Source organism: Sulfitobacter maritimus (assembly GCF_013346665.1).
GTDB lineage: Bacteria > Pseudomonadota > Alphaproteobacteria > Rhodobacterales > Rhodobacteraceae > Sulfitobacter > Sulfitobacter maritimus.
This window is the reverse complement of sequence record NZ_JABVBB010000038.1, coordinates 86498-111090: the sequence shown is the minus strand read 5'-3', so window position 1 is coordinate 111090 and position 24593 is coordinate 86498. Positions and strand designations below refer to the sequence as shown.

At 61.1% G+C, this 24593-nt stretch carries 30 protein-coding genes and 1 tRNA gene; 18 read left to right on the top strand and 13 right to left on the bottom strand.

Translation table 11 applies throughout. The annotated features are described in order from the left end of the window. The first annotated feature begins 5 nt into the window (after nucleotides 1–5). A complete protein-coding gene (locus HTT03_RS15345) occupies nucleotides 6–335 on the top strand; it encodes a DUF1491 family protein (protein ID WP_174860656.1) in 330 nt (109 codons plus the stop codon). Further along, entirely contained in the window at nucleotides 335–1057 is a 723-nt protein-coding gene (gene recO / locus HTT03_RS15340) for a DNA repair protein RecO (protein ID WP_174860655.1), read from the top strand. Before HTT03_RS15345 ends, recO begins: the two co-directional genes overlap by 1 nt. Here recO and HTT03_RS15335 read toward each other — a convergent pair. After that, complete coding sequence (locus HTT03_RS15335; RefSeq protein ID WP_174860654.1) at nucleotides 1041–1433, bottom strand: META domain-containing protein; 393 nt, start codon at nucleotides 1431–1433, stop codon at nucleotides 1041–1043. The two genes, recO and HTT03_RS15335, sit on opposite strands and share 17 nt — an antisense overlap. Nucleotides 1434–1502: 69 nt before the next feature. Then, nucleotides 1503–3185: an acyl-CoA dehydrogenase family protein gene (locus HTT03_RS15330; protein WP_174860653.1), complete on the bottom strand. Its 1683-nt coding sequence runs from the start codon at nucleotides 3183–3185 to the stop codon at nucleotides 1503–1505. A gap of 143 nt (nucleotides 3186–3328) precedes the next feature. Here HTT03_RS15330 and HTT03_RS15325 point away from each other — a divergent pair, with 143 nt between their 5' ends. Continuing rightward, on the top strand, nucleotides 3329–4093 hold the full coding sequence (locus HTT03_RS15325) for a sulfite exporter TauE/SafE family protein (protein ID WP_174860652.1): 765 nt from the start codon (nucleotides 3329–3331) through the stop codon (nucleotides 4091–4093). Nucleotides 4094–4355: 262 nt separating this feature from the next. Here HTT03_RS15325 and HTT03_RS15320 read toward each other — a convergent pair. Together HTT03_RS15320 and HTT03_RS15315 are read right to left on the bottom strand one after the other, a co-directional pair. Next, a tRNA-Ala gene (locus HTT03_RS15320) sits at nucleotides 4356–4431 on the bottom strand. Between the two features lie 93 nt (nucleotides 4432–4524). Continuing rightward, nucleotides 4525–4854 carry a TIGR02300 family protein gene (locus HTT03_RS15315; RefSeq protein WP_174860651.1) on the bottom strand — a complete coding sequence of 110 codons (330 nt, stop codon included), beginning with the start codon at nucleotides 4852–4854 and terminating at the stop codon, nucleotides 4525–4527. Nucleotides 4855–4965: 111 nt separating this feature from the next. On the opposite strand from HTT03_RS15315, the gene HTT03_RS15310 reads away from it, so the two are divergent. Next, nucleotides 4966–5652: a M48 family metallopeptidase gene (locus HTT03_RS15310; protein ID WP_174860650.1), complete on the top strand. Its 687-nt coding sequence runs from the start codon at nucleotides 4966–4968 to the stop codon at nucleotides 5650–5652. Here HTT03_RS15310 and HTT03_RS15305 read toward each other — a convergent pair. Both HTT03_RS15305 and HTT03_RS15300 read right to left on the bottom strand, forming a co-directional pair. Next, the gene (locus HTT03_RS15305) at nucleotides 5640–6770 is read right to left on the bottom strand and encodes an aminodeoxychorismate synthase component I (RefSeq protein ID WP_174860649.1); all 1131 of its coding nucleotides are present in this window, start codon (nucleotides 6768–6770) and stop codon (nucleotides 5640–5642) included. The genes HTT03_RS15310 and HTT03_RS15305 overlap by 13 nt on opposite strands. 8 nt (nucleotides 6771–6778) lie before the next feature. Further along, nucleotides 6779–7072: a Dabb family protein gene (locus tag HTT03_RS15300; protein ID WP_174860648.1), complete on the bottom strand. Its 294-nt coding sequence runs from the start codon at nucleotides 7070–7072 to the stop codon at nucleotides 6779–6781. Between the two features lie 125 nt (nucleotides 7073–7197). Here HTT03_RS15300 and HTT03_RS15295 point away from each other — a divergent pair, with 125 nt between their 5' ends. Then, entirely contained in the window at nucleotides 7198–7848 is a 651-nt protein-coding gene (locus HTT03_RS15295) for a GntR family transcriptional regulator (RefSeq protein ID WP_174860647.1), read from the top strand. Nucleotides 7849–7863: 15 nt separating this feature from the next. Here the strand turns inward: HTT03_RS15295 and HTT03_RS15290 are convergent, their stop codons facing one another. Next, a complete protein-coding gene (locus HTT03_RS15290) occupies nucleotides 7864–8169 on the bottom strand; it encodes a hypothetical protein (RefSeq protein ID WP_174860646.1) in 306 nt (101 codons plus the stop codon). A gap of 293 nt (nucleotides 8170–8462) precedes the next feature. Here HTT03_RS15290 and HTT03_RS15285 point away from each other — a divergent pair, with 293 nt between their 5' ends. Continuing rightward, entirely contained in the window at nucleotides 8463–8909 is a 447-nt protein-coding gene (locus HTT03_RS15285; RefSeq protein ID WP_174860645.1) for a GNAT family N-acetyltransferase, read from the top strand. Here HTT03_RS15285 and HTT03_RS15280 read toward each other — a convergent pair. Beyond that, a complete protein-coding gene (locus tag HTT03_RS15280) occupies nucleotides 8906–9868 on the bottom strand; it encodes an acetyl-CoA carboxylase carboxyltransferase subunit alpha (RefSeq protein ID WP_174860644.1) in 963 nt (320 codons plus the stop codon). The two genes, HTT03_RS15285 and HTT03_RS15280, sit on opposite strands and share 4 nt — an antisense overlap. 155 nt (nucleotides 9869–10023) lie before the next feature. After that, entirely contained in the window at nucleotides 10024–10983 is a 960-nt protein-coding gene (locus tag HTT03_RS15275) for an L-malyl-CoA/beta-methylmalyl-CoA lyase (RefSeq protein ID WP_174860643.1), read from the bottom strand. A 256-nt stretch (nucleotides 10984–11239) separates the two neighbouring features. On the opposite strand from HTT03_RS15275, the gene dgcN reads away from it, so the two are divergent. The 3 genes from dgcN to HTT03_RS15260 are packed head-to-tail and all read left to right on the top strand — an operon-like array spanning nucleotide 11240 to nucleotide 14072. After that, nucleotides 11240–12241, top strand: coding sequence for an N-acetyltransferase DgcN (gene dgcN / locus HTT03_RS15270; protein WP_174860642.1), 1002 nt, complete (start codon nucleotides 11240–11242; stop codon nucleotides 12239–12241). 2 nt (nucleotides 12242–12243) lie between these two features. After that, a complete protein-coding gene (gene dgcA, locus HTT03_RS15265) occupies nucleotides 12244–13209 on the top strand; it encodes an N-acetyl-D-Glu racemase DgcA (protein ID WP_174860641.1) in 966 nt (321 codons plus the stop codon). Between the two features lie 2 nt (nucleotides 13210–13211). Then, entirely contained in the window at nucleotides 13212–14072 is an 861-nt protein-coding gene (locus HTT03_RS15260) for a D-amino-acid transaminase (protein ID WP_174860640.1), read from the top strand. Nucleotides 14073–14075: 3 nt separating this feature from the next. On the opposite strand, the gene HTT03_RS15255 is transcribed toward HTT03_RS15260, so the two are convergent. Further along, complete coding sequence (locus tag HTT03_RS15255; RefSeq protein ID WP_174860639.1) at nucleotides 14076–14519, bottom strand: DMT family transporter; 444 nt, start codon at nucleotides 14517–14519, stop codon at nucleotides 14076–14078. 107 nt (nucleotides 14520–14626) lie between these two features. Between HTT03_RS15255 and HTT03_RS15250 the strand changes: the two genes are divergently transcribed. Next, nucleotides 14627–15085, top strand: a complete 459-nt coding sequence (locus HTT03_RS15250) for a MaoC family dehydratase (protein ID WP_174860638.1) — start codon at nucleotides 14627–14629, stop codon at nucleotides 15083–15085. 167 nt (nucleotides 15086–15252) lie between these two features. On the opposite strand, the gene HTT03_RS15245 is transcribed toward HTT03_RS15250, so the two are convergent. Continuing rightward, nucleotides 15253–15564: a DUF1244 domain-containing protein gene (locus tag HTT03_RS15245; protein ID WP_174860637.1), complete on the bottom strand. Its 312-nt coding sequence runs from the start codon at nucleotides 15562–15564 to the stop codon at nucleotides 15253–15255. Nucleotides 15565–15717: 153 nt separating this feature from the next. On the opposite strand from HTT03_RS15245, the gene pyk reads away from it, so the two are divergent. The 5 genes from pyk to HTT03_RS15220 all read left to right on the top strand — a co-directional run bounded on the left by pyk (nucleotide 15718) and on the right by HTT03_RS15220 (nucleotide 19557). Next, nucleotides 15718–17163, top strand: coding sequence for a pyruvate kinase (gene pyk / locus HTT03_RS15240; protein WP_174860636.1), 1446 nt, complete (start codon nucleotides 15718–15720; stop codon nucleotides 17161–17163). Nucleotides 17164–17192: 29 nt separating this feature from the next. After that, a complete protein-coding gene (locus HTT03_RS15235) occupies nucleotides 17193–17417 on the top strand; it encodes a hypothetical protein (RefSeq protein ID WP_174860635.1) in 225 nt (74 codons plus the stop codon). Nucleotides 17418–17541: 124 nt separating this feature from the next. Next, nucleotides 17542–17742: a 50S ribosomal protein L35 gene (gene rpmI / locus HTT03_RS15230; protein WP_067624805.1), complete on the top strand. Its 201-nt coding sequence runs from the start codon at nucleotides 17542–17544 to the stop codon at nucleotides 17740–17742. 15 nt (nucleotides 17743–17757) lie between these two features. Next, on the top strand, nucleotides 17758–18123 hold the full coding sequence (rplT, locus tag HTT03_RS15225) for a 50S ribosomal protein L20 (protein WP_174860634.1): 366 nt from the start codon (nucleotides 17758–17760) through the stop codon (nucleotides 18121–18123). 240 nt (nucleotides 18124–18363) lie between these two features. Continuing rightward, nucleotides 18364–19557: a Hint domain-containing protein gene (locus HTT03_RS15220; protein WP_174860633.1), complete on the top strand. Its 1194-nt coding sequence runs from the start codon at nucleotides 18364–18366 to the stop codon at nucleotides 19555–19557. On the opposite strand, the gene HTT03_RS15215 is transcribed toward HTT03_RS15220, so the two are convergent. Together HTT03_RS15215 and HTT03_RS15210 are read right to left on the bottom strand one after the other, a co-directional pair. Then, complete coding sequence (locus HTT03_RS15215) at nucleotides 19554–19730, bottom strand: hypothetical protein (protein ID WP_174860632.1); 177 nt, start codon at nucleotides 19728–19730, stop codon at nucleotides 19554–19556. The two genes, HTT03_RS15220 and HTT03_RS15215, sit on opposite strands and share 4 nt — an antisense overlap. An 86-nt stretch (nucleotides 19731–19816) precedes the next feature. Continuing rightward, a complete protein-coding gene (locus HTT03_RS15210) occupies nucleotides 19817–20491 on the bottom strand; it encodes a type 1 glutamine amidotransferase domain-containing protein (RefSeq protein WP_174860631.1) in 675 nt (224 codons plus the stop codon). A 172-nt stretch (nucleotides 20492–20663) separates the two neighbouring features. Between HTT03_RS15210 and pheS the strand changes: the two genes are divergently transcribed. From pheS to pheT, 3 genes are read left to right on the top strand one after another with little or no spacing between them, the layout of a single operon-like run. After that, complete coding sequence (gene pheS, locus HTT03_RS15205; RefSeq protein ID WP_174860630.1) at nucleotides 20664–21737, top strand: phenylalanine--tRNA ligase subunit alpha; 1074 nt, start codon at nucleotides 20664–20666, stop codon at nucleotides 21735–21737. Between the two features lie 25 nt (nucleotides 21738–21762). Continuing rightward, a complete protein-coding gene (locus HTT03_RS15200; protein WP_174860629.1) occupies nucleotides 21763–22152 on the top strand; it encodes a hypothetical protein in 390 nt (129 codons plus the stop codon). A gap of 39 nt (nucleotides 22153–22191) precedes the next feature. Beyond that, complete coding sequence (gene pheT / locus HTT03_RS15195) at nucleotides 22192–24588, top strand: phenylalanine--tRNA ligase subunit beta (protein WP_174860628.1); 2397 nt, start codon at nucleotides 22192–22194, stop codon at nucleotides 24586–24588. Nucleotides 24589–24593: the final 5 nt, after the last annotated feature.

The following is a 24593-nucleotide window of genomic DNA, read 5'->3' as shown; positions in this document are numbered from 1 at the left end:
CGAACATGCCCCGTCTGACCGCGCGCTTCTGGGTGGATGCCTATCTGACCCGGCTGCGGTTGCAGGATATCCCCGCTTTCGTGGTAGCCCATGGCGATGACACCGGTGGCGCGGTGCTGGTGAAACTGGCCACGCTGGATGGCAACGCGGTGCTGTTCCAGCGCTCCTTTGATCTGATGACCGGAGATCGGAAGTGGATTGAACTGGCCTCCGGCGCGGAGCCTGAAGTCGATGCCACCGTCACCCGCCAGCGCAGTTTTGATCCGGACCTTTGGGTGATTGAGGTGGAGGACCGTCAGGGTCGCCACCTGTTGGACGAGCCGGGGTTCAGTTGATGGAGTGGCGCGATCAAGGCATCTTGCTCAGCGCGCGGCGACATGGCGAAACCTCTGCGATTATCGAAGTCTTCACCCCCGAACAGGGCCGCCATGCGGGCGTTGTGCGTGGCGGCACCAGCCGCAAGATCGCGCCCAGCCTCCAGCCCGGCGCCCAGCTTGATTTGGCGTGGCGGGCGCGGTTGGAGGACCATATTGGCGCCTTTACCGTGGAACCGCTGCGCAGCCGTGCCGCTGTAGCAATGCAAGACCGACTGGCGCTGGCGGGGTTGAACGCAGTAACGGCGCTGCTGTCCTTTTGCCTGCCCGAACGCGAGCCGCACCCCGCGCTTTACCAACGCACTGAAGCGCTCTTGGACATGCTGGGGCAGGGCGAGATCTGGCCGCTGGCCTATCTCAAATGGGAACTGCGGCTGCTCGAAGAAATGGGCTATGCGCTCGACCTCGACACCTGCGCGGTCACCGGGGCGCATGAAGGGCTGATCTATGTCTCGCCCAAATCCGGCAGGGCAGTCTCAGCCAAGGGCGCAGGCGATTGGGCCGACCGTCTGCTGCCGCTGCCCCCGGTGCTGCGCGGCGGGGCGGGGAGTGACGCTGAAGTGGCGCAGGGGTTGACCACCACCGGCCACTTCCTCTCCGCCCATCTGGCGCGGGATCTGGGCGGTAAACCGCTGCCAGAAGCCCGCGCGCGCTTTATCGATGCCTTTAGTCGGCGGCTCTGAACACCAGCGTCGCAGCGTTACCGTTTGATAGCGTCAACATGCCATCGTCGACCGTGGCGGTCGTGGCTTGATCCAGTGCGTTCAGGAATTCGGTTTCCACCGCCAAATCCGGGCATGCCATGCGGGTGGCGGCGATCGGGCCTGTCTCAAACGCCGGGAATTCGGCTGTCATTGGTCCGCTGTAGTTGTTGCAGGGCGCTTTGCCAGCGATCTGACCTGCCTCGGGGAACATCAGCGTGGCACGGGCAGTGACCGGATTGCCATTCAGCGTCGTAAGCTGCCAAGTCGTGCTGCCATCGCCATAGACGTCAGGCGTGCTGTCGCTTTGGCATTGGGGCAGAACGACAAGGCTGGCGAGGATCAGAAACATGCGCATTGGGCATCCTTTCAGGTGAACTGCCGCCTATGTCCCTGACAGCGGCGGCAGGTTCAACCCCCGCTGCGCTTAGCCAAGCAAACGCCGCGCGATGACCTGCGCTTGGATCTCCGCTGCGCCCTCAAAGATGTTGAGAATTCGGGCATCGCAAAGCACCCGGCTGATCTTATACTCCAGCGCAAAGCCGTTGCCGCCGTGGATTTGTAGGCCATTATCCGCCGCCGCCCAAGCGACCCGCGCACCGAGCAGTTTCGCCATGCCCGCTTCTACGTCGCAGCGGCGTCCGGCGTCTTTCTCAAAGGCGCTGTAGTAGGTCAGCTGCCGCGCTACCATCAGTTCCACCGCCATCATCGCCAGCTTGCCCGACACGCGGGGGAAGTTGATGAGCGCTTTGCCGAATTGCTTGCGGTCTTGTGCGTATTGCATCGAGATATCCAGCGCCGATTGCGCCACGCCGATGGCGCGGGCGGCGGTCTGGATGCGGGCGGACTCGAATGTCTCCATCAACTGTTTAAAGCCGCGCCCCTCTTCGCCGCCCAGAAGGTTCTCACCTTTCACCTCGAAGCCATCGAAACCAAGCTCATATTCCTTCATGCCGCGATAGCCCAGAACCTCGATCTCCCCGCCGGTCATGCCGGGGGTGGGGAAGGGGGTGGCGTTGTCGCCGGGGGTCTTTTCGGCCAGAAACATCGACAGGCCCCGGTGGTCGGTGGTCTCAGGGTCGGTGCGCGCCAGCAGGGTCATCACATGGGTGCGGGCGGCATGGGTGATCCATGTCTTGTTGCCAGTCACCTTGTAATCGTCCCCGTCCTTCACCGCGCGTGTGCGCAGGCTGCCAAGGTCAGAGCCAGTGTTCGGCTCGGTAAAGACCGCCGTGGGCAAGGTTTCGGCGCTGGCGATGCGGGGGAGCCATTTCTCTTTCTGGGCGTCGGTGCCGCCACAGAGGATCAGTTCCGCCGCGATCTCAGACCGGGTGCCGAGCGAGCCGACCCCGATATAGCCGCGCGACAGTTCCTCGCTGACCACGCACATTGAGGCTTTGGTCAGGCCCAGCCCGCCGTATTCCTCGGGGATGGTCAGGCCGAAGACACCCATTTCGGCCAGTTCCTCGATCACCTCCATCGGGATCAATTCATCCTTAAGGTGCCAGTCATGGGCGTAGGGTTCGACCTTCTCCACCGCGTAGCGGCGGAATTGGTCGCGGATCATCTCAAGCTCTTCATCCAGACCACTGACGCCAAAGGTGACGTCGGCATTGCGTTCCTGCATCAGTTCGACCAAACGGCTGCGCGCGGCCTGCGTGTTGCCAGAGCGGGTCAGGGTAGTGATGGCTGGGTTATCCAGCGCAGCGCTATCTTCGGCGCTCAACCCCAAATCTTGCAGGCGCAGCATTTCGCCTTGGTTCATCTGAATGCCGCCGCTGATCTGGCAGAGGTATTCGCCAAAAGCGATCTGGTGCAGCAATTGCTCCACTTCGCCAAAGCGTCCGTCCTCCTGCAAGCGTTCGGCCCAAAGCTGCATCTGGCGCAGCGCCTGCACATAGGTGGCGAGCCAGGCAAGGCCATGCGCTGCTGTTTGGTTAGCCTCAATTAACTTGGCCGATACGCGGTCGCCATCGCTCACCTGAGCGCGCACGGCGGCGATGGCGGTATCGAGCAGCCGGTCTAGCGGCGGAAGGGCTGCGCCGGTCAGCCCCGTCAGATCGTCGAGAATTACGCTTTGCATCATCATGTCCTGACCGTCATGTGCCATGGGCTGTCCTTTCTTGCTTGCAGGCAGACATAGCGCCTTCGCAGTTGCAGCACAACAAAGATACGTTTCGCTGCGGCGTTTTGTTCTATTCTTGCGTGGTGATTTTCGTCGTGCAGCGGCGAAATAGCCTGCTATGTAGCGGCATGGACAGTATTTTCCCCTTTCTCACCCCGTTCGAGTTTTACGCCGCATTGGTCATTGGGCTCTGTGCCGGATTCGTTAAAGGCGTGGTCGGCTTTGCGTTGCCGCTTATCTTAATTTCCGGGCTGACCACCTTTATGGCGCCGGAACTGGCGCTTGCTGGTTTGATCCTGCCCACTGTCTTGGCAAATGCGTTTCAAGCGTTGCGGCAGGGGCCAAAGGCGGCGCTGCGGACCATTCGCTTGTTCTGGATTTTCCTGCTGTTCGGCGCGGTCGCTATGACGATCACAGCGCAGCTGGTGCAATCAGTGCCGCAATCGACCCTGCTCTTGCTGATCGGTGGCCCGGTGGTGTTTTTCACCTTGCTGCAACTGTCGAAATACAAATTCCACCTGCCCCGCCGCTCCGCGCGGGTGGAGGCCGCAGTGGGCAGTTTTGCCGGAGCGATTGGCGGTATGTCGGGTGTCTGGGGGCCGCCAACAGTGGCCTATCTGACCGCGCTCGGCACAGATAAGCACGACCAAATGCGCATACAGGGGGTGATCTACGGGTTGGGTGCTGTGGCGCTGCTCGGCGCGCATGTGGGGTCGGGGGTGCTCAATGCGCAAACATGGCCGTTCTCTGCGCTGCTGCTCGCCCCGGTGATGCTTGGGGTGTGGCTCGGCGGCAAGGTGATGGACCGGGTCGATCCGGTGCTGTTTCGAAAGATGACCTTGGTGGTGCTGCTGGTCGCGGGACTGAACTTGATTCGCCGGGCGGTGTTTTAAAGATCGGGAATCAGGCCTTAGGCACCGGACCTTGATTGCAGGCGCAAGGCGTCTTTGTAGCCACCAGATAGCGTTGAGCCGATTGTGGGGCGCTGCCTCCCTCACCGCTTTTTCAACGCGGTTGCCGACCGTTAAAGCTAGTAAGGCGTTGGGTGGAGCCTAGCGGGATCGAACCGCTGACTCAGAGTAGCCGCGAAGCGGATGCGCGTCAGTCAGCCCCATTAACGGGCGAGCCATATCTGAATTTGCGAAGGAGTGGTGATGGTGGAGCCTAGCGGGATCGAACCGCTGACCTCCTGCATGCCATGCAGGCGCTCTCCCAGCTGAGCTAAGGCCCCATCGTGGATCGTGCGATCCGGGTCGTCATGCGCCGCTGTCTAGGCGCTGGTGGAGGCGGGATCAAGCGGAAAATTGACCCCGCCGCCGATTAATTAATCTTCGTCGTCTGTGGCGACTTCGGCCAGATCGTCGAGCGGGACAGTATCCGTGTCGTCGTCATCGTCGTCCAGCAGATCATCGTCCAGATCAACGTCTACGGCATCATCGTCATCGACGAGCGACTCGTCGTCAACTTTGTCGCCCTTCTTGGCTTTTGCTGTGACCGCATCCTCGGCATCCGCCGCAATCATGCGCGACTTGGCGTTGTCGACCTCGACCTCTTCGCCCGTGTAGGGGCTGATGATCGGATTTTTGTTGAGGTCATAGAAGCGCTTGCCCGTAGTGGGGCACAGGCGCTTGGTTCCCCATTCTTCGTTGGGCATGAAACACCCCTTTATAATATTGCTGTTGCGTGTAGATGATTCCGGCCAAGTGCCATATGAGGGGGGCACTGTCAAAGGCTTTGGCCTCTATCTAGGGACGTTGCCCCGGTAATGAAAGACCATGTGCTGCCCGGCAACCCGCCGATTCCCCTCACTCTGCGCCGTTCAGCGCGTGCGCGGCGCATCTCGTTGCGAATCTCGCAGTTGGACGGACGGGTCACGCTGACCATGCCCAAACGGCTGGCCAAGCGCGAGGCTTTGGACTTTGCCGAAGCTAAGGAAGACTGGATTCGCCAGCATCTTGCCGCCCGCGGCGCGGATGTCGTCGTCGCCCCCGGTGCGGAGATTCCGGTCGGCGGTAAGATGCTGCGTGTTACCGCAGGGCAGGGGCGCGGCGTGCGGATCGGGGAGGCCGAAATCACTGTGCCGGGGGCTGAAGAGAGCATCGGCAAACGTTTGGCCGCGCATCTGCGGGAAGTGGCCCGAGACAGGCTCGCGGGGGCTTGTGATGACTATGCCGAACGGCTGGGCCGCCCCTACCACCGCCTCACCCTGCGCGACACGCGGTCTCGCTGGGGGTCTTGCACCAGCGACGGCGGGCTGATGTTCTCTTGGCGGCTGATCATGACCCCACCGGAGGTGCTCAATTACGTTGCCGCACATGAGGTCGCGCATCTGGCGCAGATGAACCACTCGCCTGCCTTCTGGGCCGAAGTCACGCGGATTTACGGTGATTATCAAGCCCCCCGCCAATGGCTGCGTGACCACGGTGGCGGGCTGCACCGCTATCGGTTTTGAGGCAGGGTTGCGAAACGTGCTTTCAGCAGCGCTTCAGCATATTCATCCTCAGCTGTGCTGTCATGCACCACGCCACCACCAACATTTAGCCGCAGCCGCCCATCGGCATGGCAGGTCGCCGTGCGGATCGCCACGTTGAACTGCATCGCACCAGAGGGCGCAATCCAGCCCACCGCGCCGCAATAGGCATCGCGTGGGGCGAGCTCTAGCGCGCGCAGAATCTGCATGGCGCGGATTTTGGGCGCACCGGTGATCGACCCACAGGGGAAAAGCGCATGAAAGATGTCGGCCAGACGCTTGCCCGGCAAGATCTGCGCCGTGACGCGCGAGGTCATTTGATGCAGCGTCTCATAGGTTTCGATCTCGAAAAGCTCCGGCACTTTAACACTGCCAAGTTCAGCGATCCGGCTGATGTCGTTGCGCAGCAGATCCACGATCATCAGGTTCTCGGCCATGTTCTTTTCCGAGGCAGCGAGTTCGGCACGCAGTTCGGCATCTTCGACAGCATCCAGCCCGCGCCGTGCCGTGCCTTTCATCGGGCGCGCGGTTAGATGTCCGTCGGCCGACAGCGCAAAGAACAACTCAGGCGAGCGCGAGAGTAGCACTGGGCCGCCCAAATCAACAAAGGCGCCATGTTCCACCTTCTGACGCTGGCGCAACCGGGCGTAAAGCGCGGCGGGCGTGCCGGTATGGCGGCCCTCCATCCCAAAGGTCAGATTGGCCTGATAAATGTCACCGGCCGTGATGAAATCCTGCACCTGCGCAAAGGCGGCTTCATATTGGGCGAAATCCCAATCCGGGGTAAGGTCAGACAGGCTTGCATCCCCCGCTGCGTCCTCGAAACGATGCGCTTGAGGGGCATCAAACACCCCGAAATGCAGCAAGGGTAGGCCACGTTCAGCAGGCATTAGATCGCACAGCTTACGAGAGCCGAGGTAGCCCAACTCATAACTCGCATACCCCGCCAGCCAAGCACCACTCGCCTGCGCCGCCTCAAGCGCCGCAAAGGCTGCCGGCACCTCCGCCGGGGTTGCTGCGCTGATGATCCGCTGTGGCGCGCGAAATCCCGTGCCACGCCCCAGCGGGCCAGTGTCAAAAAGAACGCAATGGCCAGCCATAGCGCGACTTAAAAATCCGCAGGCACACGCATATCGCGCAAAGGCCGCACGATATCGATGGCCTCTTGGTAAATCGGATGCGCCTTATATGCGGCGAGCGCCTCGGCATCGGGGAACTCGGCATAGACCACCACATCCACATCGCCTGAAAGCGCGTCGACGCGGGTGTTTTCGCAAATCTCGAAGGTCGTCGAATAAGGGATATCGGCGAGTTTCCAAAGCCCCGCTACGATCGCAGGAATGTCTTTCGGGTCCTTGGCAGAGAAAAAGACCACATGGCGAATGAAGTTTCGTTGGCTCACGGTGCGGCTCCTATAACGATTTGGCCCCCCGATAGAGCGCAGCGCGGCGTAGGGCAACGGCTGTTTCGCCCGTCGCCTAAAACCCCGCGCTTGACCTTGGAGCGGCTTGTGATCACAACCCTCCTATGAACCTAAGCCCCCGCCCCGTTGAGGCCACGCCGCTGGCCCATGACCGCGTTTATCGCGGGTTGCGCTCGCGTATCATGCACGGCGATCTGCCCCCCGGCCACGCGCTTACCCTGCGCGGCGTGGGGCGAGAATACGACGTGTCGATGACCCCCGCCCGCGAAGCGGTGCGGCGTCTGGCAGCCGAAGGCGCGCTGACCATGTCGACCTCAGGCCGCATCTCCACGCCTGAGTTAAGCAACGAACGGATTGAGGAATTGGCGGCGCTGCGGGCTCTGTTAGAAGTCGAATTGGCCTCACGCGCCCTGCCGCGCGCCCATATGGCGCTGATCGAACGGATGCAGACAATCAACACCAATATCGCCGAAGCGGTCGCACATCGCGATGCGGTTAGCTACATCCGCACCAACCTCGAATTTCACCGCACGCTCTACCTGCGCGCTCAGGCACCCGCGATGCTGGCTATGGCTGAAACAGTTTGGCTTCAGATGGGGCCAACGATGCGCGCGCTCTATGGTCGCCTGCGGCGGACGGAGCCACCGCATTTCCACCGGCTGATTATCGCGGCCCTCCGCGCCGGGGACGAGCCCGGTCTGCGGCTGGCCGTGCGCTCCGATGTCACCCAAGGCCTGCGGATGCTGGCGAGTTAACAGCCGATCCCAAGCTCAACTTGCCGCGCCCTTCTTGCGCGGTGGGGCCGGTTCGACCATCCAATGCGTGCCAGTGGATAGGATGCAACTGATGCCATCGGGCCGGCTCATCAAGACGGTGAAGCTGCCGCTTTCAGCAGAAGCAAAGACTTCGATCAGCGCGGTCGGGTTTTGAAGCCCCCGCGCCGAAAGGGTCTCGCCATAGGCGGCTTCCAATTTTGCGGTGAGCGCCGCGCGCGGGGCGCAGGCTTGTGCCCAAGCCGGTGGCCCGGTGCAGGCCATGCCAAAGAGCAGGGCGGCAGTGAGGATACGTTTATACATGACAGACTCCCTTGTACGGTGACGAAAAAGGGCAGTCGGGCGGCACAGGGGTGTCGCAGACGCCCTGTACTACAAATATCGGGTCCGTGGGGGCCGTTTGCAAATCACAGCCGCTCACGAAAGCGGCGCTTGACAGGCGCGCGGCAGAGGCGCATCTACGCTTCATGGAAATGATCTGCTTCACAACAGTCTATTACCCCCGCTCCTAACCGGCGCGGCACCATTTCCATATCCACAAGCCGCCACAGCGCGGCTTTGCTTGTCTCCCTGTGGTGATCACAGAAAGAGACGACATGCCTGTAATTCGCCCTGCTGAAAAATCTGACCTACCAATGGTTCTCGACCTCGCCCATGCGCTGGCCGCCTACCATGGCGACACGGCCACGCTCACGCTTGCAGCACTCGAACGCGACAGCCTCGGCCCCGCCCCATGGATTACATTGCTGGTGGCCGAAGGCACTACAGGGCTGCGCGGCTATGCGGCACTCACCCCGCAAATGCAATTGCAATTCGGCGCACGCGGGATGGATCTACACCATTTGTTCGTCTGCGACACAGCGCGAGGCAAAGGTCTGGGGCGCGCATTGGTGCAGGCCGCGCTGGATCACGCACAGCAGCGGGGCTGTACCTATGTCACGGTCGGCACAGATCCACGCAACCAGCGCGTGCAGACGTTTTACCGCCGCGCTGGCTTTGATCAGATCACACCCGATCCGCGCTTCAAGGCAAAGCTGGCTTAAGCCGCCAGCCCCTTGCGGCCCATTTCAAGAAACTTGGTGCGACGGTCTTTGATCAGCGCTTCGCCGCCTTTGCCGTCCAGCTCTTTCAGCATGTCGGCAAGCGCTTTGCCTACGGCCTTGATCGTCTCATCGGCATGACGGTGCGCGCCGCCCATGGGCTCCGGAATAATCTGATCAATCACCCCAAGCGTCTTAAGCTCATCCGCCGTCAAACGCATCTGCTCAGCAGCTTCGCGCATTTTCTCGCTGTCTTTCCACAGGATCGACGCGCAGCCCTCGGGTGTGATGACCGAATAAACCGAATGTTCCAGCATCGCGACACGGTTCGCCGTGGCAAAAGCCACCGCCCCGCCAGACCCGCCTTCGCCAACGATTACGCTGATAAGCGGCACACCGATCTGCAAACATTTCTCCGTCGAACGCGCAATCGCCTCGGACTGTCCGCGCTCTTCGGCCCCCTTGCCGGGGTAGGCGCCGGGCGTGTCAACAATGGTCACCACCGGCAGATTGAACTTATCCGCCAGTTCCATCAACCGCACCGCCTTACGATAACCTTCAGGCCGCGCCATGCCAAAATTGCGCTCAATCCGGCTCTTGGTGTCATTGCCTTTCTCATGGCCAATCACCACCACCGGCGTGTCATTGAACCGCGCCAAGCCGCCCATAACAGCATGGTCGTCGGCAAAGTTCCGGTCTCCCGCCAGTGGCGTGAACTCGGTAAACAGCGCCTCGATATAGTCTTTGCAATGCGGCCGTTCCGGATGACGCGCCACCTGACATTTGCGCCAAGGCGTGAGCGACCCATAAAGGTCCTCCAGCATCACGGCGGCTTTCTTGTCCAGCGCCTGAGCCTCGGCGGTGATGTCCATCTCTTCGTTGGACCGGGCCAGCGCCCGCAGCTCTTCCGCCTTGCCTTCGATCTCGGCCAGTGGTTTTTCGAAATCCAGATATTGGGTCATTGCATGCTCCGGCTTGTTGCCTGTGTATATGGAGCGCAACGCGCCGGTTTGCAACGCGGGTTTGGCCAAGGCGCGTAGCACCTCTTCACCTTCATCCTTTTTTAAATACCCGCGGGGGTCCGGGGGCAGCGCCCCCGGCGGCTTGCCAAAAGCGCTCAGCGTTGGGCAATCATCTCAGACTGCCGCACAATCACCTCAGCCTGTTTAATACTGGCAATATCCACCAAACGCCCCTTATAAACGGTCGCGCCCTCGCCCTTTGCCTTGGCCTCTTCCATCGCTGCCAGAATCTCACGCGCTTCGGCCACGGCTTCTTCAGAGGGGGTGAATACCTCATTGCTCAGCGCCACCTGTTTGGGGTGGATCGCCCACTTGCCTACCATCCCCAGTGTCGCCGAGCGCCGCGCCTGCGCGCGGAAGCCTTCGTCGTCAGAGAAGTCACCGAATGGCCCGTCAACCGGCAGCACCCCATGCGTCCGGCAGGCCGCTACGATTGCCGCCTGCGCCCAGTGCCAGGGGTCGGACCAGTGCTTCTGATCGCCGCGCTGCATGTAATAGTTTTCCTGCGTGCCGCCGATGCCGGTGGTCTGCATGCCCATCGACGCAGCAAAATCGGCAGCCCCGAGCGACATCGCCTGCAAGCGCGGCGAGGAGGCGGCGATTTCTTCCACATGGGCGATACCGGCGGCGGATTCGATGATGACTTCAAAGCTGATCTTCTTCTCGCGGCCCTTGGCGGTCTCCACGGCAGTCACCAGCGCATCCACGGCATAGACATCTGCGGCGCAGCCAACTTTGGGAATCATAATCTGATCGAGCCGCGGTCCGGCCTGTTCCAGCAATTCCACCACATCACGGTACCAGTAGGGCGTGTCCAACCCGTTGATCCGCACCGAAAGAGTCTTGTTGCCCCAGTCGATGTCCGAAATCGCCTTGATAATATTGGCACGCGCGCTGTCTTTGTCGGACGGTGCAACGCTGTCCTCAAGGTCAAGGTTAATCACATCGGCATCCGAGGCTGCCATCTTCTCGAAAATCGCCGGGCGGGAGCCGGGGCCGAACAATTGGCAGCGGTTCGGGCGGGCAGGGGCGGCGGGCTGAATGCGGAAGCTCATAGGGCACCTATAGGTAATATTGTTTCATATGGGTTCTGCTTTCTGGTAGGAAATTGCGTCCCCAATCGCAAGCGGATTTCGCAGTTGCAGCATTTTCACGCTGAGGGATCTGAGCAAGGCCAACGCACGATTTTTGCGCAGACGGTAACTTTCCGCGAAAATTGCAGCGCATTTACCTGTTGATGCGTCGACAACGCCACGCACTTGCGTATTCTCACGCGCAATATGCGCACAAATTTAACGCCGGAGGCCTGCCATGATCAAAACCCCCTATCTGCTCTTTCTGGGTGACGCGCCCGACTCCCTTTCTGCCAAGGTTGCCCAAGGCATCAAAGACTGGCGGCCTGACAATGCCGTCGGCCAGTTCCGCATGGAGGGCTGCAAGGCCGACCTCGGTCTGAAGGACATGACATTGGCCGAAGCGCGCGAGGCCGGAGCAGAGACATTGGTCATCGGCGTGGCCAATCGGGGCGGCAAGATCAGCGCGGCGTGGAAAGAGGTGCTGATCGAGGCGCTGAACATGGGTTTCGACATCGCCTCTGGCCTGCACAACCTGCTGCGTGATGAGGCCGATCTGGTGGCCGCTGCCAAAGCCAATGGCACCACCCTACATGACGTGCGCGTGCCCAGTGTTGAATACCCGATTGCCGATGGCAAGAAGCGCAGCGGCAAGCGGGTCTTGGCTGTAGGCACCGATTGCTCGGTCGGCAAGATGTACACGGCGCTCGCGCTAGATGAGGCGATGCGCGAAAAGGGCATGAAGAGCACCTTCCGCGCCACCGGCCAGACCGGCATTCTGATCACTGGTGACGGTGTGCCGCTGGATGCGGTGATTGCGGACTTTATGGCGGGCGCGGTGGAATATCTGACGCCCGACAATGACGATGATCACTGGGACATTATCGAAGGGCAGGGCAGCCTGTTCCACGTCTCCTACTCCGGCGTGACCATGGCGCTGATCCACGGCGGCCAGCCCGATGCGCTGATCCTCTGCCACGAGCCGACCCGGACCCATATGCGCGGGCTGCCAGAATACTCCTTGCCCAGTTTGGAAGCGGTGCGTGACATGGCGCTGACGCTGGCGCAGGTGCCGAACCCCAACTGCAAGGTCGTCGGTATTTCGGTCAACACCTACCACATGTCCGAAGCCGAGGCTGAGGCCTATCTGGCCGAGGTCGAAGAGCGGCTTGGCCTGCCCGCAGTCGATCCCTTCCGCCAAGGTGGCGCCCGACTGGCTGACGCATTGGCGGCGCTGTGACCATGCAGATCGACGTTACCGCAGATACCTTCAAACTGGCGCAGGTCTTTACCATCAGTCGCGGTTCGCGGACCGAGGCCAAGGTGCTCACCGTCCGCGTGACGGAGGGCGGCGTGACCGGCTGGGGCGAGTGTGTGCCTTACGCTCGCTACGACGAAACCCTCGAATCGGTCACGGCAGAGATCAACGGCTTGCCCGGTGATATCACGCGGCAAGCGCTCTACGATCTGCTGCCCGCCGGAGCCGCGCGCAATGCGGTCGATTGCGCCCTTTGGGATCTGGAAGCCAAACGCGCAGGCAAGCGGGTATGGGAACTGGCCGGGTTGACCGCGCCGGGGCCGGAGGTGACGGCCTATACCCTCTCGTTAGACGACCCCGAAGCAATGCGCGCACAGGCGGCGAAACATGCGCAGCGGCCGCTGCTGAAAATCAAGCTCGGCACGCCCGACGACATGCCGCGTCTTGAAGCGGTCCGCGCCGGAGCGCCCGACGCCACCATCATCATCGACGCCAATGAAGGTTGGTCGGCAGAGGTCTACGCCGACCTTGCGCCACATCTGGTTCGTCTTGGTGTGGCGCTGGTCGAACAACCTCTACCCGCAGGTGAAGATGAGGCGCTGCTGGGCATGGAGCGCCCGGTGCCCGTCTGTGCGGATGAGAGCTGCCATGACCGGGCCAGTCTGCCGGGCCTCAAGGGCAAATACGATGTGGTGAACATCAAGCTCGACAAAACCGGCGGGCTGACCGAAGCGCTGGCGTTGCGCGATGCGGCGCGGGCCGAAGGGTTTGACGTCATGGTCGGCTGCATGGTCGGCTCATCGTTGGCCATGGCTCCGGCGACGCTGGTCGCGCAAGGGGCAAAGGTCGTGGACCTTGACGGCCCGCTGCTTCTGGCAGAAGACCGCGACAATGCTTTGAAATTCGACGGCGCGGGCGTGCATCCCCCCGTTGCTGCGCTTTGGGGGTGACCATGCGAACTGTCTATGTAAACGGCGAATATCTGCCCGAGGATCAGGCCAAGGTCTCGATTTTTGACCGGGGTTTTCTGATGGCCGATGGGGTCTATGAGGTGACGAGCGTGTTGGATGGCAAGCTCATCGCTTTCGACGGCCATGCCGAACGGCTAACCCGCTCGATGAACGAGTTGGATATGCGCGCGCCTGCCACCACCGAAGAGTTGTTGGAAATTCACCGCGAGTTGGTGCGGTTGAACGACATCAAGGATGGTCTCATTTACCTTCAGGTCACGCGTGGGTCGGATGGCGACCGCGATTTTGCTTTCCCTAACCCCGACACCACCGCGCCATCGCTGGTGCTGTTCACCCAATCCAAACCGGGGCTGGCCGACAACCCTGCCGCCCGTGACGGTATCCGTGTGATCAGCATCGAAGACATCCGCTGGGGCCGCCGCGATATCAAAACAGTGCAGCTGCTCTACCCCTCGATGGGCAAGATGATGGCCAAGAAAGCCGGTGTCGAAGACGCTTGGATGGTCGAGGATGGTTTCGTCACCGAAGGCACGTCGAACAACGCTTATATCGTGAAAGACGGCAAGATCATCACGCGCGAAACCTCTAACGACATCCTGCACGGCATCACCCGCAAGGCGGTGTTGGAACTGGCTCGTGAGGCGCAGATGCAGGTGGAAGAGCGCAACTTCACCATTGAAGAGGCGCAGCAGGCAGATGAGGCGTTTGTGACCTCCGCCAGTGCTTTCGTGACGCCAGTGGTTGAGATTGACGGCGCCAAGATCGGCAGCGGCACGCCGGGTAAACTGGCGCCGCGCTTGCGTGAAATTTACATCGCGGAAATGCGCAAAACTGCGATCTGACCCTCAGAACCGCGACAACACCAGCCCCGCCGCCACCAGCGCGGCGGCGGCAATGCGGGTAGGGGTGATCGCCTGCACCGTCAGGCCCAAAAGCCCCGTCGCATCGATCACCAGTGCCGCGCTCAACTGGCCAAGGATCAGCGCTGAAATCACCGTCAACGCCCCCAACGTCGGAATCGCCCAGAGCACAGCCCAGACATAGAACGCCCCCAGCACGCCGCCCAAAAGCAAGACCGGTGGCGTCGCGATAATACGGGGCAAGGCGCTCAATTCGCCGCGCAACAGCAACACCGCCAGCAAAATGGCAAACCCAACGCCAAAGGACACCGCCGCAGCTGCCACGCCGCTGCCTATGTTGCGGCCCAAGGCGGCATTGATCGGGGTTTGCAATGCGACTGCGCCACCTGCGATTGCCACTACCACTAGGGCGAGAAGGGGGGTGTTCATAAAGGCTCCGTTCCTGTTTGGGACAGGATGCGAGAAGCCGTGACGGATGCAAAGCCCTTTCGGCCAAGAGGTAAATCCCGCTAAGCTGGGCCTAGGCAGGAGGGGCGATGCAAAGCGAGATCAGCAAAGAGCAGATGCAACAGGCCGTGTGGCGTGAGCTGGGCGTCTCGCCGTGGTTCAGGATGGATCAGGCGCGGATCGATGCTTTTGCCGATGTGACCGAGGACCATCAGTTTATCCACGTCGACCCCATCCGCGCAGCCCAGACCGACTTTGGCGGCACGGTGGCGCATGGGATGCTGACGCTTTCGATGATGTCAGGCATGGCCTATGGCGCGCTGCCCAAGGTGGCAGAGGCAAAGGCCTCGGTGAACTATGGGTTTGACGGGGTGCGCTTTATCGCGCCGGTGCATGCGGGCAAGCGAATTCGGGGCCGGTTCACCTTGACCGAAGCCAAGCTGCGCGGGCGGGGCGATCTGATGACCACCTTTGCCGCCACGGTCGAGATCGAAGGCGGCCCGCGTCCTGCATTGAAGGCCGATTGGCTCGTGCTTTACCTTTTTTAGACGACAGGCGGCGGTAGCGGGGTTGAGACCGATGAGGATGGGGCGCTGTCCGCGCCAGCCGCGCCTGCCGATCGGATCGCCCCCGCCCCGCCGCGGGGGTCATCGTTGTGATTGCCTTGGGGGGTTGCGCCATCAAAGGGCGCATTGCCGCCCGTCGGTGGGCAATGTCAGTCTTTCCCCACATTTTCAGCAAAAGCGGTTTTGAATGCCTCTTTCTGATTGTCGTTCGCCTCGGTCTGATAGTTGGCTTTCCACTCATCCATCGTCATCCCGTAGAACAACTCCCGCGCTTCCGACTTATCCATCTCAATCCCGCGCTCATTAGCGGCCTCTTGATACCAGCGCGACAGGCAGTTGCGGCAAAAGCCGGCGAGGTTCATCAAATCGATGTTCTGCACATCGGTCCGATCTTCCATCAGATGTTTCTGCAACCGGCGAAAGGCGGCGGCCTGAAGTTCAATCTCTTGTTGGCTGGGCATGGGCTTTCCTTTTCATAGCGCTGGACGGCGCCGCTGTGGCCCGTCATTCTAATGAAACCTTTGACAGGCAAGCATAGGGTCGATACCCCGCAAGGCAACCGATGTTACCGGTAACATCGCCCGGAGGGCGACTTGGGATACGAAGGAAGAGTTATGAGACGTTTGCGCAATGTAAAGATCGTGGCCACGCTGGGGCCTGCCTCTGAGACCCGCGAGATGATCGGTGCTTTGCATAAAGCGGGCGCGGATGTCTTTCGGCTGAACATGAGCCACGGCAGCCATGAGGAGATCCGCAAAAAGCACCGGATCATCCGAGAGGTAGAGGAGGAGACCGGTGGGGCGATTGGCATCTTGGCCGACCTGCAAGGGCCGAAGCTGCGCGTGGGTGTGTTTGAGGGCGAGGGGCCAGCGCTCGAAGAAGGCGCGGATTTCCGGCTCGATTTGGATGAGACCCCCGGCGATGCAAGCCGCGTCTGCCTGCCACATCCCGAGATTTTCGCGGCCTTGGAGCCGGGGGCGAGCCTGCTGGTCAACGATGGGAAAATCCGGCTCAAGGTGCGCGACTGCGGCGCTGATTACGCCAATTGCGAAGTGATCACCGGCGGGGTGATTTCCAACCGCAAGGGCGTGAACGTGCCAGATGTGCTGCTGCCGCTGGCGGCGCTGTCCGACAAAGACCGCGCTGATCTGGAGTTCGTCTGCGAGTTGGGCGTTGATTGGCTGGCGCTGAGCTTTGTGCAGCGGGCGGAGGATGTGACGGAAGCGCGTGAGTTGGTCAAAGGCCGAGCCGCGATCCTGTCAAAGATCGAAAAGCCCGCCGCGGTAAAGCGCTTTGAGGATATTCTGGAGGTCAGCGATGGCATTATGGTAGCGCGGGGCGATCTGGGCGTCGAACTGCCAGTGCAGAACGTGCCGCCGATCCAGAAACGTCTGGTGCGCAAATGCCGCGCAGCGGCGAAGCCGGTGATCGTGGCGACACAGATGCTGGAATCGATGATCGAAAGCCCGATGCCCACCCGCGCCGAAGTGTCGGATGTCGCCACCGCGATCTATGAGGGGGCAGACGCCGTGATGCTCAGCGCTGAATCCGCCGCTGGGGATTATCCGATCGAAGCCGTCACCACGATGGACAATGTCGCCCAAGAGGTGGAGGCCGATCCGACCTATACACAGATCATCGAATCCTCGCGCAAGGCGGACCGGATGACTGTCGCTGATGGTATCGTCGCCGCCGCACGGGAGATTGCCGAGACGACGGACATCAAGGCGATCTGTTGTTTCACCCAATCCGGCACCACCGCGCTGCTGACCGCCCGCGAACGGCCCCGCGTGCCGATCATTGCGCTCTCGCCCCTGGTGGGGACAGCCCGTCGCCTTGCGCTCAGCTGGGGGACGAATTGCATCATCACCGATGGGCATGACCGGTTCAAACTCGCTGTGATTAGCGCAGCCAAAGCGGCCTTGGCCGAAGGCTATGCCGGGCCGGAGGATCATGTGGTGGTAACGGCGGGCGTGCCGTTCAACGTGCCGGGCAGCACCAATATCCTACGTGTGGCCCCCTGCGATGAACGTTTGATTTACGCCTCTGATCCGGAGTAGCCTGAGCCGAACGCGAAAGAAGGGGCGATATGGATACCGATCTGGCCTTGGTCATAGGTTGCCTTTTGGCGGTTCTGTCCGTCCCCTCTATCCTATCGGCTGTGAGTGACCGGCGTTCCCCGCGCGCCTCGGCATTGACGGTGCTAATCTCCGGGGGGCTGATCCTCTATGCCCTGCAGAAAAATCCGGGCGGCTACAGCTTTGCTAAGTTGCCGAATGTCTTTGTTTCCGTGGCGGCTGACATCCTGCCCTAAACTGCATCGAAACCTCTTGCATCCGCACCCGCGCCCGCCTATACGGCGCATCTTAGCCTGCACGACCGGCCTCAAGTGGCATGCCGAGTCGTGTTTATACCGAACTCAAAAGACGGAGACGGAAATGCCCAAGATGAAGACGAAATCGAGCGCCAAAAAGCGCTTCAAGGTCTCGGCGACTGGTAAGGTCATCGGCAGCCAAGCTGGTAAACAGCACGGTATGATCAAGCGGACCAACAAGTTCATCCGTAACGCACGCGGCACGACAGCTTTGTCCGAGCCCGATGCAAAGATCATCAAGGGCTTCATGCCCTACGCCCGCTGATATAGGAGTACCGAGATGTCCCGAGTAAAAGGTGGTACAGTCACCCACGCGCGTCACAAGAAGATCATCAAAGCCGCAAAAGGCTACTATGGTCGGCGCAAGAACGTCTTCAAGGTCGCCACGCAGGCGGTCGACAAGGCCAACCAATATGCAACGCGTGACCGTAAGAACCGCAAGCGCAACTTCCGCGCCCTGTGGATCCAGCGGATCAACGCCGCCGTGCGCAGCCACGACGAAGCGCTGACATACAGCCGCTTCATCAACGGTCTGACACTGGCCGGCGTCGAAGTGGACCGTAAGGTTCTGGCCGATCTGGCCGTGCATGAGCCCGAAGCCTTTGGCGCGATCGTCAAGCAGGCGCAGGACGCACTGGCAGCCTAAGCTGACATTGCTTTGAATTTGCGAAAGCCCTGCCATTTGGCGGGGCTTTTTGCTTTTCACGGCGGACTGCTGCGGTCTCGAAGTTGCCTTAACAATCCCTTGTTTTGGTCACGCGCTTTGCACAGCACTGCGCATAATGGAGCCTGAACACGCGCCGGAAAAACAGGGTGCATTTCAGGCAGGATTCGCAGGTGAGACGGATTTATAACGCAGTGATTTTTGGAATTGGTGGTCTGCGCAATGCCCACCATTGACGTCGTCCGGCTGGACGAAGACCCGCACGAGTCCATGCATGGCATCCGAGAGGACACGAGCTCTCGGGGTGTCGATCTGGAAGGCGCGGTTGTGACCGCCACCTATGCCGACGGCACGACAGAAACGCTCGTCTGGAAAGCGCTTGATCCCTATACCAACGGCGGAGCTGCGGGCGAAAACATTGAGATGTTTTATGGCTATGAGTGGCATGACCTGAAAACGACCAAACTGCTGACCTCGTTGGAGCTTGACCTCCAGCCTGCGAGTTCGGTTTTCGATACGACCACAGCGCACGAGTACCACGGCGGCGCATCGACGCCGGGCTCCTTGCAAGGGTTCCCCTTCAGGGTCGCGCCTGAACACGCGGACAAGCCCGGCGAACTGACCGCCACCTATTCGGGGGTCGTTAACCTCGCGGAAAGCCCTGCGGTTGGCGATCTCTATACCACGATGCGGATCGATTTCTCTGGCCTGCCAGAAGGCGGGCTTTTGGGTGACCTGCGGTGGAATTCTGACATTGATACAATGCGGGAAGAGAGCGACTTGAAGCCTGCCAGCGTTACCTGTTTCACGCGCGGCACCCTGATCGCGACCGTGCGCGGAGAGGTCCCGGTAGAGGCGTTGCAGCCCGGCGATCAGGTGCTAACCCAGGACGGAGGCTACCAACGGCTTGTCACCGTACTCTGCCGTCGCGTGGGGGCGAGAGAGTTGCGCAAGAACCCGAGGCTCTATCCGGTTCGGATTATCGCCGGGGCTTTGGGGGCGGGGCTGCCGAAACGCGATCTTTGCGTGTCGCGCCAACACCGGATGGTTGCCCAGTCCAACGTTGTGCGCAGGATGCTCGGCACGGCGTCGGTCTTGGTCGCCGCAGCCCGGCTGACGGAAATGCCGGGGATCTATGTCGAACGGGGGGTCGAACAGGTGACATATTACCACCTCGTTTTTGCGCGGCATGAGGTGATCTTTGCCGAAGGCGCGCCGACAGAGAGCTTTTTGCTCAACAGCGCTGCACAGCGCAGCCTGAGCAAGGCGCAGCGCGACGAACTTGAGACCCTGTTCCCCGCCGCGATGAGAGACCGAGATATCGAGGTTCCGGTGCATGAAATCCCGCCGCTTGCCCGTCAAAAGAAACTCATCGACCGACATTTGGATCGTGGGGCGCGGCTTCTAATGGGCTAGGCGCCCATCAGGCTGATCCCCTCCGCCTTGGCCTTGTGCAAAACGGCTCGTTCAGTTCGGCCCAGTTGCACAGCAATAACGCCGAGCGCCTTATCCTCAGCTGCCAGAATGCGAAGCTGGTCGAGGTCAGCGTCATTCCACGGCTCGCCAGTGGTGCGATCATATTCAGTCATATCGGGGTTCCTTTCAGGAGCAAAACGATCCGATTGGCCCCGCAGTTCCAAAAGGGAAAGGGGGCGCTGATTGCGCCCCATGCCGGTTATTTCAACAGCGCCAGCAATTCTTTGGCTGCTTCCTCGGAAGAGGCGGGGTTCTGGCCGGTGACCAGCTTGCCGTCGACCAGCACATAAGACGCCCAGTCGTCGCCTTTGCTGTAGTCGCCGCCGTTTTCCTTCAGCATGTCCTCAACCAGGAAGGGCACCACATCGGTGAGGCCAACGCCCTCTTCCTCGGTGTTGGTAAAGCCAGTGACGCGTTTGCCGGAGACCAGCGGCTTGCCGTCGTGTTGCGTGTTTTTGAGCACCGCCGGGGCGTGACAGACGGCACCGACAGGGCGGTCGGAGGCCCAGAAGGTCTCAATCAGGCGCTTGCTGTCGGGGTCGGTGGCCAAGTCCCACAGCGGGCCGTGGCCGCCGGGGTAGAAGATCGCATCGAAATCGTCAGCATCCACTTCGCCCAGCACTTTGGTCGAGGCGAGGTCTTTCTGCGCGGCATCGTCGCCTTTGAAGCGGCGCGTGGCGTCGGTCTGCGCGTCGTCGCTGTCGCTGTTGGGGTCAAGCGGCGGCTGCCCGCCTTTGGGCGAGGCGAGGGTCACATCTGCGCCGGCGTCTTTGAAGACGTAATAGGGGGCCGCGAATTCTTCGAGCCAGAAGCCGGTCTTGTTGCCGGTGTCGCCCAGTTCATCATGGGACGTCAGAACCATCAGGATTTTCATAGGTCTCTCCTTTCGGGGGAGTTTGGGCGCGCCGCTGCAATGAGGGCGCGCCAGGGGATGCGGGCTAACGCTTCGCAGAGGTGGTAGTTCCGCCATAGTGCCGCAACCCCTACGGCTTGCATTCACGGGGCGGGGGGGCTAGCAGGACGGGGTATTATTCCAAGGGCCTGTCATGGACGATCTGAAGCAAAAGTACCTGAGCCAAATCGCCGATGCTGGCGACGAATCCGCGCTGGAAGACATCCGGCTGGCCGCCGTGGGCAAAAAGGGCGAAGTCGCGCTGAAAATGCGCGAGCTGGGCAAGATGACCCCCGAAGAGCGGCAGGTCGCTGGCCCCGCGCTGAACGCGCTGAAGGATGAAATCAACTCCGCCCTTGCTGCCAAGAAGGCCGCTTTGGGCGATGCTGCGTTGGACGAGCGCCTGCGCAGCGAATGGCTCGACGTGACCTTGCCAACCCGGCACCAGCGTCAGGGCAGCATCCACCCGGTCAGCCAAGTGACCGAGGAGTTGACCGCGATCTTTGCCGAGATGGGTTTTTCCGTCGCCGAAGGCCCGCGCATCGACACGGATTGGTACAACTTTGATGCGCTGAACATCCCCGGCCACCACCCCGCGCGGGCCGAGATGGACACCTTCTACATGCACCGCGCCGAGGGCGACGAGCGCCCGCCGCATGTGCTGCGCACCCACACCTCCCCGGTACAGATCCGCACGATGGAGGCCGAAGGCGCGCCTTTGCGCATCATCTGCCCCGGCGGTGTGTATCGCGCCGACTACGACCAGACGCACACGCCGATGTTCCATCAGGTCGAAGGGCTGGCGATCGACAAGGATATCTCCATGGCGAACCTCAAGTGGACGCTTGAGGAATTCTTTGCCGCATTTTTCGAGATCGACGGTATCAAAACCCGCTTCCGCGCGTCGCACTTCCCCTTCACCGAGCCTTCGGCAGAAGTCGACATCCAGTGTTCTTGGGTCGACGGGCAGTTGCGCATTGGCGAGGGTGATGGCTGGTTGGAAGTCTTGGGCTCCGGCATGGTGCATCCCAAGGTGCTGGCCGCGGGCGGGATCGACCCGAATGAGTGGCAGGGTTTTGCCTTCGGCATGGGGATCGACCGGATCGCGATGCTGAAATACGGGATTCCGGATCTGCGGGCGTTCTTTGACTCAGACCTGCGCTGGCTGCGGCATTATGGGTTCGCGAGCTTGGATCAGCCGAATTTGCATGGTGGGTTGAGTAGGTAAGCAAACCTATCCCAGCGGAGGTGAAATGAAGAGAACAATGGGGCCGTTGTTTGGTTCTGATAATCTAGATGTAGAATCAAACGAAATTGCGTGGAAAAGAGCGTCTACGATTTTCGGTTTCGTGTTCTCAGTCATTCAAGCAGGTCTTGTCCTCGGTTTGCTGAAAGCGGGGATGTTCAAATTCGAATCAGATTTATTACTCCTCCTTTGGCTTTCGGGCTTCATAGCCTTGGGCGTGTATATTTTGACTGGAAGTAACTACGTGATCGCGATGCTGTTTGATCGTTACAATTGGCGGAATGATAGAAAACTAGTGCGGGTTGTCTTTCGCTTAGTAACCGGTTTTTGCGCGGTCTCGGTACCATACCTAATTAGTGGCCTGACATCCGATATTATCGTCCAGGCACTAAAATGAGACAATGCCGAGAAGGCGAATGACGAAGAAAGAGATAACATGAAATTCACTCTCTCCTGGCTCAAGGACCATCTCGACACCACGGCGTCGATTGATGAGATCACCTATGCCCTGACCGACCTCGGCCTCGAAGTTGAAGGCGTCGAGAACCCGGCGGCGAAGCTGGCTGACTTTACCCTCGGCTATGTGCAATCGGCCGAGAAACACCCCGATGCCGACCGGCTGAACGTCTGTCAGGTGGAAACCGACGAAGGCGTCATGCAGATCATCTGCGGCGCGCCGAACGCGCGGGCGGGGATCACCGTCGTCGTGGCCAAGCCGGGCGTCTATGTGTCGGGGATCGACACGACCATCGGCGTCGGCAAAATTCGCGGCGTGGAGAGCTTCGGCATGATGGCCTCCGAACGCGAGATGGAGCTCAGCGAAGAGCACGACGGCATCATCGAATTGCCCTCGGGCAAGCCCGGCGACCGTTTCATTGATTGGCTGGCCGAGAATGACCCCGCGAAGGTCGACCCGGTGATCGAGATCGCCATCACCCCCAACCGCCCCGATGCGCTCGGCGTGCGGGGCATTGCGCGGGACCTCGCGGCGCGGGGCTTGGGCAAGTTGAAACCGCGTGATTGTGATGCGGTCGAAGGCAGCTTTGCCTCGCCCATTAACGTCAGCATTGACGAAGACACGCTGGACGGCTGCCCGGTCTTCTATGGCCGCGTGATCCGGGGCGTGAAGAACGGCCCCAGCCCGCAGTGGTTGCAGGATTGTCTGCGTGCGATTGGGCTGCGTCCGATCTCCTTCCTCGTCGATGTGACCAACTTCTTCACCTTTGACCGCAACCGCCCGCTGCATGTCTTTGACGCTGATAAGGTCAAGGGCAACCTGCGCGTTCACCGTGCCAAGGGCGGCGAAGAGATCGCGGCGCTGGATGAAAAGACCTACACCCTGCAAGCGGGGCAGATGGTCATTTCCGATGATAATGGTGTCGAAAGCATCGCGGGCATCATGGGCGGCGAAGCGACAGGCGTGACCGAAGACACGGTGAACGTCTTTGTCGAAAGCGCTTACTGGGACCCGGTGCAGATCGCCTATGCAGGCCGTGCGCTCAAGATCAACTCGGACGCGCGTTACCGTTTCGAGCGCGGTGTGGACCCGGCGTGGACGCCTTATGGCATCGAACACGCGACGCGGATGATCTTGGATCACGCGGGCGGTGAGGCGTCTGAGGTTGTGGTTGCCGGCCAAGTGCCGGACACCCGCCGCGCTTACAAGCTGGACGCGGCAAAGGTGCAATCGCTCGTCGGCATGACGATCCCCGAAAGCGACCAGCGCCAGACGCTGACCGCGCTTGGTTTCCAACTCGACGGCGACATGGCGCAGGTGCCAAGCTGGCGGCCCGATGTGCAGGGTGAAGCTGATCTGGTTGAGGAAGTGGCGCGGATCGCCTCGCTCACCAAGCTGGAAGGCAAGCCGCTGCCGCGTCTGACCGCAGGCGTGCCGCGCCCTGTACTCTCGCCCATGCAACGCCGCGTGGTGACCGCACGGCGCACGGCGGCGGCGCTCGGCTACAACGAATGTGTAACCTACAGCTTCATCGACCAAGCCTCTGCCGCGCTCTTTGGCGGCGGCACAGAGGAGACTCGCCTCGAAAACCCGATCTCGTCGGACATGAGCCACATGCGCCCCGATCTGCTGCCCGGCCTGTTGCAGGCCGCCGCCCGCAATCGGGCACGCGGCTTTGCCGATATGGCGCTGTTTGAGGTGGGTCCGGCCTTCTCCGGTGGTGAGCCGGGCGAAGAGCAGATGATGGTGAGCGGCCTGCTCGTAGGCCGCACTGGGCCACGTGACGTGCATGGTGCTGCGCGGGCAGTGGATGTGTTTGACGCCAAAGCCGACGCCGAAGCCGTGCTTGCGGCCATCGGTGCGCCCGCCAAGGTGCAAATCCTGCGCGGCGCGGCGGAGTGGTGGCATCCGGGCCGTCATGGCAAAATCTGCCTCGGCCCGAAAAAGGTGCTCGGTGTCTTTGGCGAAGTGCACCCGCGCGTGCTCGCCGCGATGGATGTCAAAGGCCCGGCGATGGCTTTCACCATTTACCCCGCCGAAGTGCCGCTGCCCCGCAAATCCGGTGCCACGCGCCCGGCCCTGCAGATCAGCGATTTTCAGGCGGTCGAGCGTGACTTTGCCTTTGTCGTCGATGCTGATGTCGAGGCACTGACGCTGGTGAACGCGGCCAAGGGCGCGGATAAAAATCTCATCGAAGATGTCCGCGTGTTTGACGAATTCATCGGCGGCAGCCTTGGCGAAGGTAAGAAATCCCTTGCCATCACAGTGCGCTTGCAGCCCTCTGACAAGACGCTGAAAGATGTCGATATCGAAGCGGTTGGCGCTAAGGTTGTCGAAAAAGTCACCAAAGCCACAGGCGGCGTGCTGCGCGGCTGAACGAA